Origin of the sequence: Suipraeoptans intestinalis (genome assembly GCF_034091795.1) — a bacterium.
In the GTDB taxonomy this organism is placed as follows: domain Bacteria; phylum Bacillota; class Clostridia; order Lachnospirales; family Lachnospiraceae; genus Suipraeoptans; species Suipraeoptans intestinalis.
On the sequence record NZ_JAXFXH010000007.1, the window covers coordinates 49,156 to 67,442 of the forward strand.

Annotated in this window: 21 protein-coding genes; 5 read left to right on the forward strand and 16 right to left on the reverse strand. The window is 50.4% G+C overall.

The window, feature by feature from the left end:
• Positions 1–10: 10 nt before the first annotated feature.
• The 13 genes from SOW26_RS02165 to SOW26_RS02225 form a co-directional block, all read right to left on the reverse strand.
• The gene (locus SOW26_RS02165; protein ID WP_276959711.1) at positions 11–358 is read right to left on the reverse strand and encodes a DUF1667 domain-containing protein; all 348 of its coding nucleotides are present in this window, start codon (positions 356–358) and stop codon (positions 11–13) included.
• Positions 358–1,635, reverse strand: a complete 1,278-nt coding sequence (locus SOW26_RS02170; protein WP_320651813.1) for an NAD(P)/FAD-dependent oxidoreductase — start codon at positions 1,633–1,635, stop codon at positions 358–360. The genes SOW26_RS02165 and SOW26_RS02170 overlap by 1 nt, the downstream gene beginning before the upstream one ends.
• Positions 1,622–3,040 (reverse strand): NAD(P)/FAD-dependent oxidoreductase, encoded by a 1,419-nt coding sequence (locus SOW26_RS02175; RefSeq protein WP_276959714.1) that lies wholly within the window; start codon positions 3,038–3,040, stop codon positions 1,622–1,624. Before SOW26_RS02175 ends, SOW26_RS02170 begins: the two co-directional genes overlap by 14 nt.
• A gap of 75 nt (positions 3,041–3,115) precedes the next feature.
• Positions 3,116–3,685 carry a glycerol-3-phosphate responsive antiterminator gene (locus SOW26_RS02180; RefSeq protein ID WP_276959716.1) on the reverse strand — a complete coding sequence of 190 codons (570 nt, stop codon included), beginning with the start codon at positions 3,683–3,685 and terminating at the stop codon, positions 3,116–3,118.
• 148 nt (positions 3,686–3,833) lie between these two features.
• Positions 3,834–5,048, reverse strand: a complete 1,215-nt coding sequence (locus SOW26_RS02185; protein WP_154476329.1) for an LL-diaminopimelate aminotransferase — start codon at positions 5,046–5,048, stop codon at positions 3,834–3,836.
• A gap of 11 nt (positions 5,049–5,059) precedes the next feature.
• Positions 5,060–6,265, reverse strand: a complete 1,206-nt coding sequence (locus SOW26_RS02190) for an FprA family A-type flavoprotein (RefSeq protein ID WP_154476331.1) — start codon at positions 6,263–6,265, stop codon at positions 5,060–5,062.
• Between the two features lie 151 nt (positions 6,266–6,416).
• A complete protein-coding gene (locus SOW26_RS02195; RefSeq protein ID WP_320651814.1) occupies positions 6,417–7,736 on the reverse strand; it encodes a sensor histidine kinase in 1,320 nt (439 codons plus the stop codon).
• A gap of 24 nt (positions 7,737–7,760) precedes the next feature.
• On the reverse strand, positions 7,761–8,450 hold the full coding sequence (locus tag SOW26_RS02200; RefSeq protein WP_276959722.1) for a response regulator: 690 nt from the start codon (positions 8,448–8,450) through the stop codon (positions 7,761–7,763).
• A gap of 38 nt (positions 8,451–8,488) precedes the next feature.
• Positions 8,489–9,142, reverse strand: coding sequence for a phosphate signaling complex protein PhoU (phoU, locus tag SOW26_RS02205; RefSeq protein WP_154476336.1), 654 nt, complete (start codon positions 9,140–9,142; stop codon positions 8,489–8,491).
• A 1-nt stretch (position 9,143) separates the two neighbouring features.
• Positions 9,144–9,893: a phosphate ABC transporter ATP-binding protein PstB gene (gene pstB / locus SOW26_RS02210; protein WP_276959723.1), complete on the reverse strand. Its 750-nt coding sequence runs from the start codon at positions 9,891–9,893 to the stop codon at positions 9,144–9,146.
• Between the two features lie 3 nt (positions 9,894–9,896).
• On the reverse strand, positions 9,897–10,775 hold the full coding sequence (pstA, locus tag SOW26_RS02215) for a phosphate ABC transporter permease PstA (RefSeq protein WP_276959725.1): 879 nt from the start codon (positions 10,773–10,775) through the stop codon (positions 9,897–9,899).
• Positions 10,765–11,643 (reverse strand): phosphate ABC transporter permease subunit PstC, encoded by an 879-nt coding sequence (pstC, locus tag SOW26_RS02220; protein WP_154476342.1) that lies wholly within the window; start codon positions 11,641–11,643, stop codon positions 10,765–10,767. The genes pstA and pstC overlap by 11 nt, the downstream gene beginning before the upstream one ends.
• Positions 11,644–12,534, reverse strand: a complete 891-nt coding sequence (locus SOW26_RS02225; RefSeq protein WP_320651815.1) for a substrate-binding domain-containing protein — start codon at positions 12,532–12,534, stop codon at positions 11,644–11,646.
• 260 nt (positions 12,535–12,794) lie between these two features.
• Here SOW26_RS02225 and SOW26_RS02230 point away from each other — a divergent pair, with 260 nt between their 5' ends.
• The 3 genes from SOW26_RS02230 to rd all read left to right on the forward strand — a co-directional run bounded on the left by SOW26_RS02230 (position 12,795) and on the right by rd (position 14,304).
• The gene (locus SOW26_RS02230) at positions 12,795–13,655 is read left to right on the forward strand and encodes a class I SAM-dependent methyltransferase (RefSeq protein ID WP_320651816.1); all 861 of its coding nucleotides are present in this window, start codon (positions 12,795–12,797) and stop codon (positions 13,653–13,655) included.
• Between the two features lie 91 nt (positions 13,656–13,746).
• The gene (locus tag SOW26_RS02235) at positions 13,747–14,115 is read left to right on the forward strand and encodes a desulfoferrodoxin family protein (protein ID WP_276959731.1); all 369 of its coding nucleotides are present in this window, start codon (positions 13,747–13,749) and stop codon (positions 14,113–14,115) included.
• 30 nt (positions 14,116–14,145) lie between these two features.
• The gene (rd, locus tag SOW26_RS02240; protein WP_154476350.1) at positions 14,146–14,304 is read left to right on the forward strand and encodes a rubredoxin; all 159 of its coding nucleotides are present in this window, start codon (positions 14,146–14,148) and stop codon (positions 14,302–14,304) included.
• 161 nt (positions 14,305–14,465) lie between these two features.
• Here rd and SOW26_RS02245 read toward each other — a convergent pair whose 3' ends face one another.
• Positions 14,466–15,167, reverse strand: a complete 702-nt coding sequence (locus SOW26_RS02245) for a Crp/Fnr family transcriptional regulator (protein ID WP_276959733.1) — start codon at positions 15,165–15,167, stop codon at positions 14,466–14,468.
• A 268-nt stretch (positions 15,168–15,435) separates the two neighbouring features.
• Between SOW26_RS02245 and SOW26_RS02250 the strand changes: the two genes are divergently transcribed.
• Positions 15,436–16,044, forward strand: coding sequence for a rhodanese-like domain-containing protein (locus SOW26_RS02250; protein ID WP_206671419.1), 609 nt, complete (start codon positions 15,436–15,438; stop codon positions 16,042–16,044).
• A gap of 195 nt (positions 16,045–16,239) precedes the next feature.
• Positions 16,240–16,770 (forward strand): phosphodiesterase, encoded by a 531-nt coding sequence (gene yfcE, locus SOW26_RS02255; protein ID WP_276959735.1) that lies wholly within the window; start codon positions 16,240–16,242, stop codon positions 16,768–16,770.
• A gap of 59 nt (positions 16,771–16,829) precedes the next feature.
• Here the strand turns inward: yfcE and SOW26_RS02260 are convergent, their stop codons facing one another.
• Positions 16,830–17,651 (reverse strand): DNA-3-methyladenine glycosylase family protein, encoded by an 822-nt coding sequence (locus tag SOW26_RS02260; RefSeq protein WP_276959737.1) that lies wholly within the window; start codon positions 17,649–17,651, stop codon positions 16,830–16,832.
• Positions 17,648–18,232: a TlpA family protein disulfide reductase gene (locus SOW26_RS02265; protein WP_154476356.1), complete on the reverse strand. Its 585-nt coding sequence runs from the start codon at positions 18,230–18,232 to the stop codon at positions 17,648–17,650. The genes SOW26_RS02260 and SOW26_RS02265 overlap by 4 nt, the downstream gene beginning before the upstream one ends.
• Positions 18,233–18,287: the final 55 nt, after the last annotated feature.

An 18,287-nucleotide genomic window follows, 5' to 3' on the forward strand; every position in this document is an offset into this window, starting at 1 on the left:
TCACGCCCGTTTATCCACACGCCGTCGCCACCACAGGCACTCCCGTTCCTGCCGCGTCTTCCAGCACTGTTTCTCCGATATGCACCGGCCCTTTGACTTCCAGCGCTTTCAGCTCCTTTACGATCTCCATCATCTTCCCTTTGGGAATCTCTCCCCTGGTCTTGACCGGAACGACTCCGCCCCCTTTCAGGCGCACGGTAGTGGTGACAGTCCGCACAGGATTGGTGACTTCTTTCTCTCCATAGACAGCTCCGCGTCTGCAGCGGTTTCCTGCAACTTCCACACCGCCGTCCTTTTGCCGTACCTGCAGACTGCAGCCCATGGGGCAGCAAATACATGTCAGTTGTCTGATTTCCATCAAAACTCTCCCGTCCCTTCTGCTGTTTCCAGGGTAATTCTTATTTTACCAACATTTCCCTGTTCTTCCAACTGTTTCTTTCCAATTTGTACCTCTTCCATTTCTCCCGGCGTCATGATCTGTCTTTTTCTGCGGGAAATACAGGTTTCATCAAAGTAGATGCCGATACTGCAGTCCCGGTACACTCCGTCTACACGAAACCGTATCTTGACACGTTCTCCCATACGCTGTGGATCCAGGGTAGACGGCACGGTATAGCGAACGCCGTTTTCTCCCTCGATTTCAATGGAACCTCCTTCTTCCGCCCGGTTTCCCAACAGATAGGCTGCCGCACTTTCTCCTGCCTGCCTTGCCTCCTCCGACACAAAGTCCACCAGATCATGTACATGTAATACATTCCCGCAGGCAAACACGCCTTCTACGTTACTTTCCAGGCTTTCATCCACCACCGGCCCGTTGGTCACGGGGTTGATCTTCACTCCCATCTGGAGGCTCAGTTCATTTTCCGGGATCAGGCCGCAGGAAAGAAGGAGCGTATCACAGGCATATTCTTCCTGCGTCCCTTCTATGACGGTCCCTTCTGCGTCTACCTGCGCAATGGTCACGCTCTCCAGCCGTTCCTTCCCTTTGACGTTGACCACGGTGTGGCTAAGCTTCAAGGGAATGTCGAAGTCGTCCAGACACTGGACAATATTTCTCTTTAGTCCGCCGGAATAGGGCATCAGCTCTGCCACCACCTTTACTTTCGCCCCTTCCAGAGTCATCCGCCTGGCCATGATCAGCCCGATATCTCCGGATCCCAGAATCACCACTTCCCTACCGGGAAGATATCCGTCTATATTTACCAGCTTCTGGGCTGTCCCCGCCGAGTAGATTCCCTGCGGACGATACCCCGGAATGTTTAGGGCTCCCCTTGGCCGTTCCCGGCATCCCATAGCCAGTATGACCGCCCTTGCCTGAATCGTCCGGATCCCCTGGCGGTTCAGGAAGGTGATTTGCTTTTCCGGCGTCACCGCAAGAACCATGGTTTCTGTCAAAAACGGGATCTTCGCTTCTTTTAGCTGCTGCACAAACCGATGGGCATACTCCGGCCCCGTCAGTTCTTCCTGAAAGGTGTGCAGCCCGAACCCATTGTGAATACATTGATTCAGAATCCCTCCCAGCTTTTCCTCTCGCTCCAGAAGAAGAATGTCCTGTATCCCTTTTTCTCTGGCTGCGACCGCCGCCGCCAGCCCCGCCGGTCCGCCGCCTATAATCACCAGATCATATTGCTTCATGCCGCTTTCTCCTTCCGCTCTTTCTTACCTCTTTCAGTTCTATCTGTAATTCTCTGGCTAACAGCTCCATCAGCTTTGGCGTGCAAAAGCCTGCCTGGCACCGCCCCATCTCCGCCCTGGTCCGCCGCTTGATCCCATCCAGAGTCCTTGCTCCCAAAGGTCTTCGGATGGCGTCCAGAACCTCTCCTTCCGTCACCTGCTCGCACCGGCATACCATGGTTCCATAGGCCGGCTCCTTCTGCATGACGGCATGTTTCTCTTCCTCTGACAACTCCATAAAACGCAGGATATCTTTTCTGGTCTCGATAAACTGTTGCTTTGGTTCCGGCAGCAGCTTCTTTACCAGCAGATCTTTTACGTAAACTCCAATGGCCGGCGCGGAGGAAAGTCCCGGAGATTCAATCCCCGCCACGTCAATAAAGCCTTCTGCATCCGGGACTTCCCCGATCACAAATTCTCCCCCATCCTCATGCGCCCGCAGCCCTGCAAAAGATGTGATGATCTTTCTTTTTGGCACCGATCTTACCGATCTTCCGCTTTTTTCCAAGACTTCCTTCAGCCCCTCGGCTGTCGTAAAGGTCCCCTCTTTTTCCTCAATATCCACCGCAGTGGGACCTACTAGCAGATTCCCGTGTACCGTCGGCGTTACCAGCACCCCTTTCCCCTTTTCTGTGGGAAGCTGGAAAATGGTGTGATCTACCAGACCGCCCACCTCTTTGTCCATGAGGCAGTATTCTCCTTTTCTGGGCGTGATGTGGATCTTCTGTGCGCTGACCATATTGTGGAACACGTCGGCATATACCCCTGCCGCATTGACCACACATCTGGTTTCCAGATCTTTCTGATCTGTCTGTATGAGATACCCTGTTTCCAGCGGTCGGATGGCCAGCACTTCTGTTTCCAGTAGAAATTCCACCCCGTTTTCCGCCGCATTTTCCGCGTAGGCAATGTTCATTCCAAAGGGGCAGACGATTCCTCCCGTGGGGATATGCAGGGCGGCATAGATCTCGCCCGACAGATTCGGTTCCAGCTTTAACGCCTCTTCTCTTCCCAGAAGCCGCATCCCTTCCACACGATTGGCTTTGCCCTGCTCCAGCAGGTTTTTCAGCGCGCCTACCTCTTCCTCCCGATGACAGATCACCAGGGAACCGTTTCTCCGAAAGGGAAAATCCAGTTTTTTGGCCATTTCCTCCATCATCCGGTTGCCTTCCACGTTGAGCTTTGCCTTCAAAGAGCCCGGCTTTGCATCGAACCCGCCGTGTACGATCCCACTGTTGGCTTTGCTGGTTCCCTCTCCCACGTCGCTTTCTTTTTCTATCACACAGACAGACAGCTCATACCTTGACAGCTCTCTCGCTATGGCGCAGCCCGATACTCCGGCTCCTATAATAATTACGTCCTTCATGTCTTTCCTCTTTCTGTGAGCTTCTCCCACTTCTGTTTCCTTGACTTCCGTCTCTTCCCTGTCTCTGTCTCTTACTCAGAGGGTCCATACTTCCTGATTGGTGGAGGAGATTGCCACCGCCCCCGCCGAAATCGCTCCCATAATGTCCTCTTTGTCTGCAATCAGCCCTCCGCAGATCACCGGAATCTCCGTCTCCTCCACGATCCTCTTTGTGATCTTCGGCATGACGCCGGGCAGGATCTCGATACAGTCCGGTCGGATGTGGTCGATCTGCTTTTGAATGTTTGTAAATGCCATCGAATCCAGAATAAATGCCCGCAGCACCGTAAACAGTCCCAGTTCCTTTGCACGCTTCAAAAGGGCGGGACGGGTGGAAATGATCCCCTCCGCCTCTGTCTGCTCCCTCATAAAATCCACTGCGATCTCCTTATTTCCGATCCCTCCCAGAAGATCCAGGTGGACAATGGGGATTTTCCCTGCTGCTTTGACCTCTCCTACGATCTCCGGTATGGTACAGATATCTCCAAACAGGATAAACACCAGGCCTGATTCTGTTTCCAGACACGTTTTCAACCCTTCCCTGTTTTTCACAGCCGTGATGATCGGATTTGTTCCGATCACTTCCAATATTTGTTCTGGTCTCATGGACATTCTCTCCTTCTGCTCCCAGCGGTTTCCCACTGACACAAAAAGAGCAAAGGGACATATAGGATCCGTAGATCCTATATAATCACTTCGCTCCTGGTCTCCTAGTAATTATCTGAGATAAGTTTAGCACATTTTAAAAAAATTATCAAGCTTGTCGGATTCTTTTGATAGCTTCCACCGTGTTTTCATAGCTTCCAAAGGCCGTCAGCCGGAAATACCCTTCTCCGCTGGGCCCAAATCCGGAACCGGGCGTTCCCACCACATTCGCCTTCTCCAACAGGAAGTCAAAAAACTCCCAGGAAGTCATTCCCTGCGGCGTCTTCAGCCAGATGTAAGGCGCATTCACTCCTCCTGATACCTGATAGCCTGCCTCTCTTAGGCCTGTCTCGATCACAGATGCATTGTTCATATAGTAGGCCACCTGCTTTTTCAGCTGTTCTTTCCCCTCCGGAGAATACACGGCCTCCCCTGCTCTCTGCACGATATAGGGGGCTCCGTTGTACTTGGTGCCGTGTCTGCGCGCCCAAAGAGAATGCAGGGTGGTATCTCCGCATTTCAGCTCCTTCGGAATGACGGTGGCTCCCAGACGCACTCCCGTAAATCCCGCATTCTTGGAGAAGCTTCTCAGCTCGATCGCACAGGTTCTGGCTCCCTGGCACTCATAGATGGTATGGGGAACCCCTTCTTCCGAAATATACGCCTCGTAGGCCGCGTCATAGATGATGACGGATCCGTTTCGGTTGGCATAGTCCACCCACTCCTGCAGCGCTTCTCTGGAAATAGTCGCCCCTGTCGGATTATTGGGGAAGCAAAGATAAATGATATCCGGCACCTGATCGGGAAGGGACGGTGCAAATCCGTTTTCCTCCGTGCAGGGCATGTAGATCACGTCGCTCCAGGTCTGGCTGTCCGGGTCATAGATCCCCGTTCTTCCTGCCATCACGTTGGTGTCCACATACACCGGATAAACCGGGTCGCACACGGCAATCCTATTGTTCTTTGCAAAAATCTCCTGAATATTCCCGGAGTCGCATTTGGCTCCGTCGGAAATAAAGATCTCATCTGCCCGGATTTCACAGCCTCTAGACTGATAGTCTTCTTTTGCCATGACGCTTCTTAAAAATTCATAGCCAAGATCCGGCGCATACCCGTGAAAGGTCTCGGCATGCCCCATCTCGTCCACCGACCGGTGGAGGCTTTCGATGATAGCCGGTGCCAGCGGCTGTGTCACATCCCCGATTCCCAGGCGGATGATCTGTTTCTTGGGATTCTGTTCCTGAAAGGCCGCCACTTTTTTTGCGATATTGGAAAACAGATAGCTGCCCGGAAGCTTTAAATAGTCTTCATTGATTTTAAACATACTGCCACTCCTTATTCTGCCAGAGACTTCACGATCTGATCTACCACCTGATTAAGTTCCTCTTCCCTTTGTCTGGGAAGCACCGATTTCAGCGAAAGCATTTCACCCAGTACGGTCATTTCTTTCATTTCCTCCAGTTCTTTCGCCATACCTTTTCCCGCAGACAGCGCCCAGCTTCCGTTCTCGATCAGAACCACCTTCCGGTTCTTGACCGCCAGTGCTTTCATATCCGTCAGGAGGTTCTCCATTGGCGGGAACATGCCTGCGTTGTAGGTTGCGCTGGCTAATACTACGTGGCTGCAGCGGAAGATCTCTGAGATCAGTTCTGACACATGTGTGGAGGATACGTCGTATACTGCCAGGTTGGAGACTCCCGCGTCCGCCAGTCTGACTGCCAGAGCATCCACAGCCCTTTCCGTATTGCCATACACAGATCCGTAGATCAGGACCACTCCTTTTTCCTCCGGCCGGTAACTGCTCCATGCCTGATATTTCTCTATGAACCAGTCCAGATTGCTCCTCCAGATGGGGCCGTGCAGAGGACAGATCTTCTCCACTTCCAGTAGCGCCACTTTTTTCAGCACATTCTGCACCTGTATTCCATATTTTCCCACAATGTTTGCATAATATCTTCTCGCATCATCCAGCCAGTCCCGTTCAAACCGTATCTCATCGTTAAAGATGGAGCCGCTGAATGCACCGAACGCGCCAAAAGCATCCGCAGAAAACAGCGTCTTGTCCGTTACGTCGTAGGTCATCATCACTTCCGGCCAATGTACCATGGGCGCCATGTAAAACCGCAGTGTATGTTTTCCCAGAGACAGCTCTTCTCCTTCTTTCACCGCAACGGCCCTTTCCGTCATATCCGCTTCATAGAACTGTCCGATGATCTGAATGGCTTTCGCTGTTCCCACCACCTTCATATCCGGAAAACGGGACAGAAACTCGACGATCCCGGCACAATGATCCGGCTCCACATGATTGACCACCAGATAATCCAGCTGTCTTCCATCCAACAGGTAATCTACATTTTCGTAAAGCTGCCTTGCCACCGACTCGTCCACCGTGTCCATCAGCACCGTCTTTTCATCCTCAATAAAATACGCATTGTACGCGATCCCCCGGGGAATCGGAAATAAATTTTCAAATCTTTCAAGTCTGCGATCACTGCTTCCTACCCATACAATATCTTCCGTTATCTTTCTGGTACTTTGCATTTCTTCACACTCCTATAATCACTTTTCTTCCGGTTACATGGGACTTCCCATAAAGCACACTCATTATAGCACAGTTCACAGGAAGTTGCACTTCCAAAAATTCCCCGAAAAAGCGCCGTTTCTTCATCCTTTTTCACAAGCTTCGGCCTGATTATTTGTTCTTTGGAAATGTGATCCGGATCCGGGTTCCTGTCCCCTCCCGGCTCTGCAGACAGATCCTCCCCTCGTGTACCAAAGCTCCGTGCTTCACAATGGACAGACCAAGTCCTGTCCCTCCGCTTTCCTTGGATCTGCTTTTATCCACCCGGTAAAACCGTTCAAAGACTCTTTCCTGATCTTCTTCCCGTATTCCGATTCCTGTATCCTTTACCTGTAGAAACAGTTCCTCCTCACTGCTGCCTGTCAGGACGGTCACCCTGCCTCCTTCCCGGTTGTATTTGATGGCATTTTCACAGAGATTAAACAGCATTTCTTCCAGCACCATCCGAATCCCTGTAAAGGCTGCCGTCTCCCCCAGGACTTCCAGCGTGATCCCCTTCCTGTCTGCCAGAGGCTTCAGTCTCTCTGCCGTCTCCTTTGCGATCTCCATAAGATCCACCGGTTCTTTTTCCATCTCCGAGCCGCCTTCATCCAGATGTGACAGCTTCATCATGTCGTGGATCAGAGTGATCAGCCGTCTTGCCTCGTGATAGATCCGGCCCGAAAACCGCTCCACGTCTTCCTTTTTTACCATCCCTCTCTCCATCAGCTCTGCGTAGCCGGAAATAGAGGTAAGGGGCGTTTTCAGTTCGTGGGACACATTCGCCGAAAATTCTCTGCGGATCTTCTCTGCTTCTTCCTTTTCTTTGTTCCTTCGATCCAGACTTTCCAGAAGCGGCACCAGTTCCTCATAGATCTGATTTTCCAACGGATGCTCCAGATCCATGTGATTGATGGGCCGGATCAGTTTTTTCACCTGCCACTGGGACAGAGCTGCCGCCACCAAAAACATCAAGGCCCCTACCGCTCCCATGGCCGGAAGGATCTTCAAGGAGGTCTGCAGGACCGTGTCCATATTTTTGGAAACCCGCAGGATCTGCCCGTTTTCCAGGAGAACGGCGTAGTACATCATCTCGTTCCCCAGCGATCTGGACCGTCTTACATCCGTTCCCTCTCCGTGTGCCTTCGCTTCCACCACCTCTTTGCGGCCTGCATGGTTTTCCTTTACCCTGCTTTTCTGCGAATCATACTGCACCGTTCCGTCTGAATCGATCAATGTCACCCGGGTCCTTCTCTCCACCCGGTCCATCTGCTGCAGATGCTCTGTTCCAAACAGCTCCACCGTCCGTCTGATATAGGCCGCCTCCTGTGCCATATCTTTTCGTATGACATCCATTGTCTGGCGGTACATGACCCAGGTAGTGCAGCCGCAGGTGATGATAAGGGTGACAAACACGATCAGTATCATGCTTTTGCGCAGCCTTTTCTTCATGCTTTTGTCCTCTTTTCTTCTTCCCTAGCTCTCCGTCTGCTTCCGACTGTTGATACGATATCCCACTCCCCGTACTGTTTCTATCATACCTCCTGCTCCCAGAAGCTTCTGTCGCAATGTCCGGATATGTACGTCCAGTGTCCTGGTCTCCCCTGAAAACCCGTAGCCCCAGACGGATTCCAGAAGCTGTTCCCTGGTGTGAACCGTATCCGGCTGTCTCATCAGATGTACCAGAAGCTGATACTCTTTCAGCGTCAGGGTAATTTCCTCTCCTTCCAGCCTTACTTCATGTTTTTTCCGATCCACTTCCAGATTTCCGATCCGCAGGAGTTCTTCCTTTTCTGCTCTTCTTGTTAGCCGCCGCAGGACTGCCCTGATCCTGGAGATCAGTTCCATCATCCCGAAGGGCTTCGTGATATAATCGTCCGCCCCTGCATCCAGACCGACCACCTTATCGTACTCCTCTCCCTTTGCCGTTACCATGATCACCGGAATATCCCTCCACCTCTCGTCTGTTTTCAGCCATCTCAAAACGGAATATCCGTCCTCTCCCGGCAGCATCACATCAAGCAAAACAAGCTCTGGCAGTTCCTTTGCCAAAGCTTTTCTGAATGTTTTCGCATTTTCAAATCCTGTTGCCTGAAACCCCGTGCTTTCCAGGGTATAGACCAAAAGCTCCCGGATGTTCCTGTCATCCTCCACACAAAAAATCATGCCTTCCTCCTTCTGCTTCACAGGCCATGTCCCCCGCCTTATCCGTTAGGGTTCCGGTGTACGCCGGTAATGGAGAACTCCACCCAGGCGGAAATATTGACAGCATGATCCGCGATCCTTTCCAGATACTTTATGATCATCAGAAGATCCACGGCAAATTCCCCGTTTTCTCCTCTTTCTTCAGCGATCAGCTCCACCAGCCGCTCCCTGTTCCTGGTAAACAGCTCATCCACCTCATCATCGGCCTCCATGACTCTCCGGGACAGCTCCAGGTCCTTCGTCACATAGGCCCGAACGCTGTCATTTACCATTTTGGCGGCCTTCTTTGCCATCTCCCGGATCCCCTCCACGTCCACTGCCCCTGTAAACTGGCCGGACAAAATGATCTCTCCGATATCCGCCGCCTGATTTCCGATGCGGGACATGTCCGTTACCATCTTCAGCGCCGCCGATATCTGCCGCAGATCTCTTGCTACAGGCTGCTGCTGCAGCAAAAGCTTCAGGCAGAGTCTTTCAATGTCTTTTTCCATCTGCGAGATCTCTTCATCAAGCTCCATCGCCTTCCTGCCCTGCCGATAGTCGCCTTCCCAAAGTGCGCAGACCGCTTTGTCAATGGCAAATCCGCACAGATCTCCCATGTCGGTCAACTGCTCATTCAAGTATTTTAGCTGCATTCCGAATCTGTCTCTCATCTTACCCAAACCTCCCTGTGATATAATCCTCTGTTCGTTTGTCCGAAGGCATCGAAAACAAGGTTTCCGTGTCTTTGTACTCGATCATCTCTCCCAGCAGAAAGAAGGCTGTATGGTCCGAAATGCGAAGCGCCTGCTGCATATTATGGGTAACCATGACAATAGTATAGTCCTTCTTCAGTTCCACTGCAAGGTCTTCTATCCTGGCCGTAGAGATGGGATCCAGAGCAGACGTAGGCTCATCCATCAGCAGAACCTCCGGCTCCACTGCAAGCGCCCTGGCGATGCAGACTCTTTGCTGCTGTCCTCCCGAAAGCCCCAGTGCACTTTTTTTCAGCCGGTCCTTGGTTTCCTCCCAGATCGCTGCATTCCGCAGGGATTTTTCCACAATGGCGTCCAGTCTGCTTTTGGATCTGACTCCATGTGTCCGGGGACCATATGCTACATTGTCGTAGATGCTCATAGGAAACGGATTGGGCTTTTGAAACACCATTCCCACCCGCTTTCGCAGAAGATTTACGTCCGTATCCCGGAAAATGCTTTTGCCGTCCAGCTGTACCTCCCCCCGGATCCGGCATCCCTCCACCAGATCATTCATCCGGTTCAGGGTTTTTAACAGGGTGGATTTGCCACACCCTGACGGCCCTATAAAGGCTGTGATCCGATTGGCCTCCACATCCAGATTGATCTGTTTCAATGCCTGAAATTCCCCGTAATGCAGGTTCAGATTTTGAATCTTTATTTTATTCATGTGCTACCCTCTGTCTTTCATTAATTTTTTTGCCACAAACACGGACAGGCTATTGATCCCCAGTACAAATACCAGCAGTACCACCGCCGTTGCATACGCCTGATCCATATATAGTCCCTCGCTGGCCAGACTGTACATATGCACTGCCAGCGTCCTGCCTGAGTGCAGAATGCCTTTTGCAATGTGAGGCACCGTCCCCGCCGTATAGATCAAAGCTGCCGTTTCTCCCACGATCCTTCCTGTTGCCAGAATGATGCCCGACAGGATCCCCGGGCCTGCGCTGGGAAGGATCACCGCAAAGATCGTCCGGATCTTTCCTGCTCCCAGCCCAAAGCTTCCTTCCCGGTAGGCGTCCGGAACGGATTTTAACGCCTCCTCCGTCGTCCGCAGGATCAAAGGCAGTACCATGATGGACAGGGTGCAGGATCCTGATAAGAGAGAAAATCCCCAGTCCAGATAGGATACAAAAAACAGCATGCCAAACAGTCCGTAAATAATGGACGGGATTCCTGTTAAAGTCTCCGTTGTCAGTCGGATCCAGTCCACAAACCTGCTGTCCTTTTTGGCATATTCCACCAGATAGATCGCTGCTCCCACCCCCAGGGGGATCGCCACCACAAGAGCCAGACCGATCATTTCCAGGGTATTGATCAGCGCCGGAAAAAGAGAGGCATTTTCCGTGGTATAGGTTATGGCAAACAGGGAAGGCTTCAGATGAAAGATCCCCTTCCAAAATACATATCCCATCAGGCAGAACAGGGCTCCGAATGTGATCAGCGCCGAGCCCCATACCAGGAGCATCAGCAAAGCAGATCCCGGCTTTTTTCCGTACATTTCTCCCTGCTCTTTCAAAAAACCGGCTACACTTTTTTTATGTTTCATGACGACTCCTTCTCTTTAGCAGGGCTACCTGCCCATTCATGATCAATATAAACACAAAGAGGACGACTCCCGTCCCGATCAGGGCTTCTCTGTGCAGGTCTGTGGCATATCCCATTTCTATTACGATATTGGCCGTCAGCGTCCGTATGCCGCGGAAGATCCCGTTTGGCATCCTGGCCTGATTTCCCGCCACCATGATCACCGCCATCGTCTCGCCGATGGCCCTTCCGATCCCCAGAACCACACCCGCGATCACTCCCGACTTTGCTGCCGGCAGCACCGCTGAAAAAACAGCTCTTTCCTTTGTCGCTCCCAGCGCCACCGCCCCCTCATAATAGAAGGAAGGAACGGCACGAATCGCTGCTTCCGAAACTCCGATCACCGTAGGAAGGATCATCAGTCCCAGAAGGAAGGATGCCGTCAGGATGCTGTTCCCATTTCCCGGATATCCCATGGCCCGTCCCATCTGCCTGATCCAGGGGACCAGCACCACCAGACCAAAAAAGCCATACACCACCGACGGAATACCTGCCATCAGCTCTGTGGCGGATTTCAGCGGGCGATAGAGTCCCTTCGGACAATAATAGATGAGAAAAACGGCTGTGAAAATCCCGATGGGGATTCCCACAAGCGCCGCTCCCGCAGTTACATACAGACTGCCCAGTATCATAGGAAACAAACCATACCTGTCATTTCCCGGTCTCCATACCTTCCCTGACAGGAAATTACCTACCCCTATTTTTTCAATGGCCGGAATCCCCTTGGCAAACAGAAAGATACAGATCAGCGCCACCGCCAGGATGGAGGTTCCGGCAGCCGCCAGAAACAACAGCTTCAGGCCTTTTTCTCTGCCTTTTTTCTTTTGCATCTATTCGTCCACCTCACTCCAGGTATATGCCTTTCCCGTAAAGATGTCTTTTACCTGCTCTTTCTTCAGTTCTGTGACAGGATTGGACGAATTGACGATCACTGCGATCCCGTCTGTTGCAAGGACTTTTGTCTTCACACCTTTAGATGTTTCAGAATCCTTCAGTTCTCTGGAGGCCATTCCGATGTCATAGCTTCCGTCTATGGTCGAAGACACTCCTGTGGTGGAATCTGTGGTCTGCAGTTCCACATCAACCTTGGTATTTTTCTTCTCATAGGCTTCTGCCAGCTTTTCCATGACCGGAGATACAGAAGAGGATCCTCCCACCACCAGCTTTCCCTCCACGCTGCCCGGCTCGTAGGGCTTTGCGTCATCCTCCGGTATGTATCCGTTTTCTTCTACGACCTTCTGCCCTTCCTCACTGAGTACAAACTGTATAAAATCATTCACAAGCGGATTCGTTTCTCCTTCCTTCACCACCAGATTGAAGGGTCTGGAGATCGGATAGTCTCCCGACTTTACCTTGTCCGTCGTAGCTTCTGCTCCATCGATCTTTACCGCCTTCACTTTATCATTCAAGGCTCCCAATGACACATACCCGATGGCGTATTCGTCTTCCTCTACCGTTGTCAGCATGACCGATGTACTGTTGGTGATCTGCGCCTCGTCCGTGGTCTTATCTACTTTCTCCCCGTTTTCCTCTTCCTCGATTTCAAACAGTTCCACAAAAGCTCCCCTGGTTCCGGAGCCTTCCTCCCTGGATACCACAGAAATATCCATTTCCTTATCCCAGTTTCCTGCTTCCTTCTGGTCAGATCCTTTTCCCTTACATCCTGCCACGAGCATCGCTGCCAATCCGATCAGAGCCACTAATTTTCCATACTTTTTCATCTTTTTCCTCCTTATGTCCTTCAGGATCCGGCGGTTTTTATCCACCTGCACCGCATCCTGTCATCCGACATCTGGTTTTTCGTTACAGTTGTATCTTAAAGGAGCAATGTTAAATCCAAAATCCTGTTCCTGTTAAATCTTTGTAAAATCCATCTGTTTTGACAGGTTTTTTCTCTTCTTCCATTTAGCGATAGAATCTGTCCCCCCTTCTGTGCTATAATAGGAACAATCGGAAATTCGGAAAGGTGAGGACAGATAGCATGTGGATTGCAGAAAATTGGAAGGATTATGAGGTATTGGATTGCAGAAAGGGAGAAAAACTGGAAAGATGGGGCGACTTTCTCCTGGTGCGCCCGGATCCTCAGGTCATCTGGGAAACTCCCAAAGCCTGCCGGGGCTGGGACCGTCCCAACGGCCATTATCGTCGCAGTAAAAAGGGGGGCGGTGAATGGGACTTCTTCCAGCTGCCCGACCAGTGGCAGATTCGCTATGGTTCTCTTGTTTTCCATCTGAAACCTTTCAGTTTTAAGCACACCGGCCTTTTTCCGGAACAGGCGGTAAACTGGGATTGGTGCCAGAGTCGGATCCGCCAGGCAGGAAGACCGGTAAAAGTCCTGAATCTGTTCGCCTATACAGGAGGTGCCACCCTGGCCGCAGCTGCAGCCGGCGCCAGCGTCACCCATGTGGACGCTTCGAAAGGCATGGTGGGATGGGCAAAAGAAAATGCCGCTTCCTCCGGACTTTCAGACAGACCCATCCGCTGGCTGGTAGATGACTGTATCAAATTTGTGGAGCGAGAGATCCGCCGCGGCAACCATTACGACGCTATCATCATGGATCCCCCCTCCTATGGCAGAGGCCCAAAGGGGGAGATCTGGAAGATCGAGGATGCGATCCACCCTCTGATCCGCCTCTGTGCGCAGCTTCTGTCTCCTGAACCCCTGTTCTTCCTGATCAATTCCTACACAACAGGTCTTGCTCCTTCTGTACTGACTTACATGTTGTCTGTAGAATTGAAGGACAAAAAAGGGCAGGTAGATGCCCAGGAGATCGGACTGCCGGTTTCTTCTTCCGGGCTGATCCTCCCCTGTGGCGCCTCCGCCCGCTGGGAATGTTTATAATTTTTTGTTTTCGTAACATTTGTTACAGAAATAAGCCTTGTTTTCCTGTATCCTAAGAGCAACCTTAAGATGACAAAGAAGGAGGGATCGTATGACAAGATTTTTTAAAGATACAAATTCATCAAATATTTTTAACCAGCTGACAAATGCTCCTGTAAACGGTGATCTTGCCCTAACGGAACTGATTGCTAATACGACGGACGCGGCGCAGGAAAAGCATGTGCCTGAAGTTACGGTGGAAGGCAATCGCGTGGAGGTCTGTGTCGGCTCCGTGATCCATCCCATGCTGGAGGAGCACTTTATTACCGGCATCTACATCGAAACAGAACAAGGCTCCCAGTACAAAGCCCTGAACCCGGGAGAGGAGCCAAAGGCAGTCTTTTTGCTGACGGAAGGCGATCGGCTGATCGCTGCTTATGAAAACTGTAATCTTCATGGATTATGGAAGAAAGAACTATAAATACACACAAGAGAACTGGAGGAAATGACAATGAAAAAGTATGTATGTGAACCATGTGGCTATGTTTATGATCCTGAAGTAGGCGATCCGGATGCAGGAATCGCAGCAGGAACCGCTTTTGAAGATCTGCCGGAAGACTGGGTATGTCCTCTTTGCGGCGTAGACAAAAGCGCATTTGTTGAGGAATAAAAAGATCTGAAGGATCGTTTGTTCCTGCTTTTACAGAATCGTTGAGATCATTAAAAAAGAGTTTCTTGCGGGACCGTTTTACCACTTCCCGGAGAAACTCTTTTTTATCCTTTTCTTTTTTACTCCTTTTATTTTTCTGTCCTTTGCACTCTTCTGCGTTTCTATTCCTCCACCTTGTCTATCTCGTCCTGTAAACGTCCAAAATCCAGGATTGCAATACGCCCTCTTCCCTGGATCTTCAGTACGCCACATTCCTGCAGATACGACAATTCTCTGGAAAGAGAAGGTCTTGTAGTATTCAGATGGGCGGCCAGCTCTTCCCGCTTCATCGTCAGCTCTACCTGGGGATTTCCTCCGCTTTGTTGCATCAGATAATAGGACACCCTCTGTCTTAAAGTCCCACAGGTCAAAAGATACAGCTTTTTTGACATTTGATCCGCCTCGTTGGCGAAGATCCTCATCATGTTGTAGATGATCTTTTTATGATAGGCACAGTTTTTTGCGCAGGTACTGTAAAAAAAGTGGCTGGAAACCGACAGGATGGTCGTTTTGGTTCTCGCCAAAGCATAATACTCATAGGCGGGATGCTCCAAAAACAGATCCTTCTCTCCAAAGCTTTGCCCCTCTTTCAGATATTCCGCATAATTCTGTCTGCCCATGGCGTTGACCTGTCCTAACAGGACATTTCCCTTCAAGATGAAGTAGAGCTTCCTGGGCACGTCCTCCTGACAAAAAATATACTCATTTTTTTTATATTCCTGTACCACCGATCTGGAACATCCCATGCTCCGTGTGATCTCCTCTTCTGACAAATCCCGAAACAGACTCAGCTCCTTCATTTTCATACCTTGTCCCTCTTTCATTTCCCGATTTCCTTCATGGTATAGTACCGGCTTTCTTCTGTCAATTCCCTTTTCTACCGCATTCGACTTTCATGTTTCCTTTTTTTATTTATTTATATTTTCTATAACCTATAATCGAATTTTTGAATAAATAAATTGTTTTCTTTTATTTTTTTCTATTATTCACAGAATATTACTTGAATTTTCCTGTTATTTTTGCTATCATACGAATAGAAAATACGGCGGACAGACATTCTGTCCCAAACGCAAAGGAGCAGGAGGATCTATCATGAAAAAGAGACTGGTAATGCTGTTGGTCGCTGTTTGCTTCAGCGCCATGCTGTTTAACGGATGTAGCAAGGATTCTGAAAAGAAAGAAGAAACCAAGACAGAAACCACAGAAGAAAGCAAAGACGAAGCCAAGGCGGAGGATTCCAAAACAGAGGAAAAGCCCAAGGCTATGGGAAGCGCAAAGGACGGAAATGAAGTTTCTGTAGAAACCGTTTCCATGAAGCTTGTGAAAGCAGTAGAAGAAGGCGGCTACACCATGGTAAACACCGAAGAGTTAAAATCCTGGGTGGATAACAAAGAGGACATGATCCTGATCGATACCATGCCTGCTGACCATTACAAAAGCAAACGGATTCCTACTGCCGTCAACGCTGAGCTCCCTGTTGCCTATGCCGATGTGACTCCGGAGCAAAGAGAAGCCTTTGTCTCTCTGCTGGGCACTGACAAAGATAAAAAAATCGTTATTTACTGCGGATTTGTAGGCTGTGAACGCTCTCATGTGGGCGCTTTGATCGCGAAAGAAGAAGGCTTTACAAATGTAGTAAGACATCCCGGCGGAATCATCGCCTGGATCGACGCAGGATACGACATTGAATCCGACGACTAATCACTCACAGTGTGTCCCTATTTTTAGGCTCTCCCGATCCGGGGGAGCCTTTCTCTGTCCTTGACATCTCTTTTTCTCCAATCTTGGCAGTTCTTTTTCGCCGTCCTTGGCAGCCCTTTCTCTCCCGTTTGACTTTCTCTGTAAAATCCTTTACCATCGAAAGAAAACACACCATAGAAAGATGAGGATACTGCAATGAAATTAATGATCGCTTCTGATATTCACGGTTCGGCCTATTACTGTCAGCAACTGGTTGCGGCCTACCACCGAGAGCAGCCGGACAGACTGCTGCTTTTAGGTGATCTTCTGTATCATGGGCCACGAAACGATCTTCCCCGAGACTATTCCCCCAAAAAAGTGATCTCCCTGCTCAACCCTTTGCGCAACTCTGTATTGTGTGTGCGGGGCAACTGTGAAAGTGAAGTGGATCAAATGGTTCTGGATTTTCCTATTCTGGCAGACTATGCCTTTCTGGAAATCAATGGACACACCATTTTCGCCACCCATGGCCATCTGTTTTCTCCGGACAATCCGCCTCCGCTTAAGGCAGGCGATACCCTCCTGTGCGGCCACACCCATATCCCCGCCAATCGGGATATGGGGGGATGGTACTACCGCAATCCCGGTTCCGTCTCCCTCCCGAAGGAAGGTTCTTTTCACGGGTACATGGTATTGGAAAAGGATTTTATCTGGAAGACGCTGGAGGGAACGCCTGTAAAAGTGTAGCAACATTTCATCAGAAAAAGAGACCTGCTGTTCTCTAAATGCCAGCAGATCTCTTTTTTTTAGTCAGGTAGCTGATGCCCCTGCAGCTCATAATAAAACATATACTGCTGCAAGATCCCCTCTATCCCTTTATACTTCCGTTTGGGAAATCCCCGCTTATACTGTCGCTTTAACGCCTGTAAAATATGGGTATCTTTTGGAAAGGCCTCCAGGTGATGCAGGGCAAACAGGCAGATGCAGTCTGCCACCTTGTCTCCTACTCCGTACAGCTTCAGCAATTCTTTTTTTGCTTCCTGGTAAGAAAGCTGTGAAACAGCGGAAAGATCCGCCTCTTCGCTGTACACGGCATTCGCCGTCTGCCGGATATATTTGCTCCGATACCCCAGCCCGCAGCCTTTCAGTTCCTCCACACTGAGTCCTGCCAGCGCTTCCGGCGTGGGGAAAGCATAGTATGTTTCGCCCTGCGGTCCCTCTTTTGGCTCCCCGCAGAAAGCGCAGAGCGTCTCAATACATTTCCTGATCCGTTTGATGTTATTCTGTTGCGAAATCAAAAAGGAAATGATCATTTCCCACAAATCCTGTTTCAGGATCCGGATGCCCCCGCCCAGACGGGCCGCGCGGGTAAGGTACAGGTCCTTCTCATCGATCCGGTCGATACACGCCTGATAATCCCGTCCCAGGTCAAAATAAGGCTCCCAGTATGTTTCAAACTCCTGCGGCGTGCAGTCAAAGCGACAGACATCCTCTTCCTGTTCCATCTCCAGATATCGATCTCCTGCAACCAGGATGTAACTGCCTTTTCCCCTCTCTTTCATACGAAAGCACTGTCCGGACCGGCAGATTTGAGACAGGCTGAAATTCTTAACGGTTTTCTCTATCATAATGACGTCTTTAATCCTTCTATGATCCGGATCCACTGTTCCTTATTTTTAGCCCCCAAAATGACGTCTCCCACCTGTTTTCCTTCCTTGTCCACAAAAATTGTTGTAGGCACCACATTGATCTGTGACAGGATGCCGGACGTCAGATCTTCCGATGCAATGATCTGCAGATAATCTGCCTGTGTCTTCTCTACGATCTCCTTTGCGGTAGCGTCCTGCACCTCGCTGACGTCGCTGACCAGACCAACGATCTGCAGCCCCTTCCCCGCATATTCCCGACTGATTTCTCCCAGCTCGGGCATTTCGTTGATGCACGGTCCGCAAAATGTCCCCCAGATATTTACCATGGTCAGATCTGCCTGCTGAAACAGCTCCTGTGTCACATCCTCCCCCTCCAGGGTCTTGGTCTGAAAGGTTCCAAATATGACTTTGCCATCCTGGGCCGTACTATCCTTTGCATCACTTTCCACTTTGGTTTCTTTGTTCGCACTGTTTTCTGTCTGCTTTCTTCCGCAGGCCCCCAGGATCAATCCACCTGTTATGCCGATCAAAAGCACGACTGCTGCCCATTTTTTCCTCAATGTTCTTCCTCCTTCTGACTGTTTTGACTGTTGACAAACCTGCCGGAAATACGAG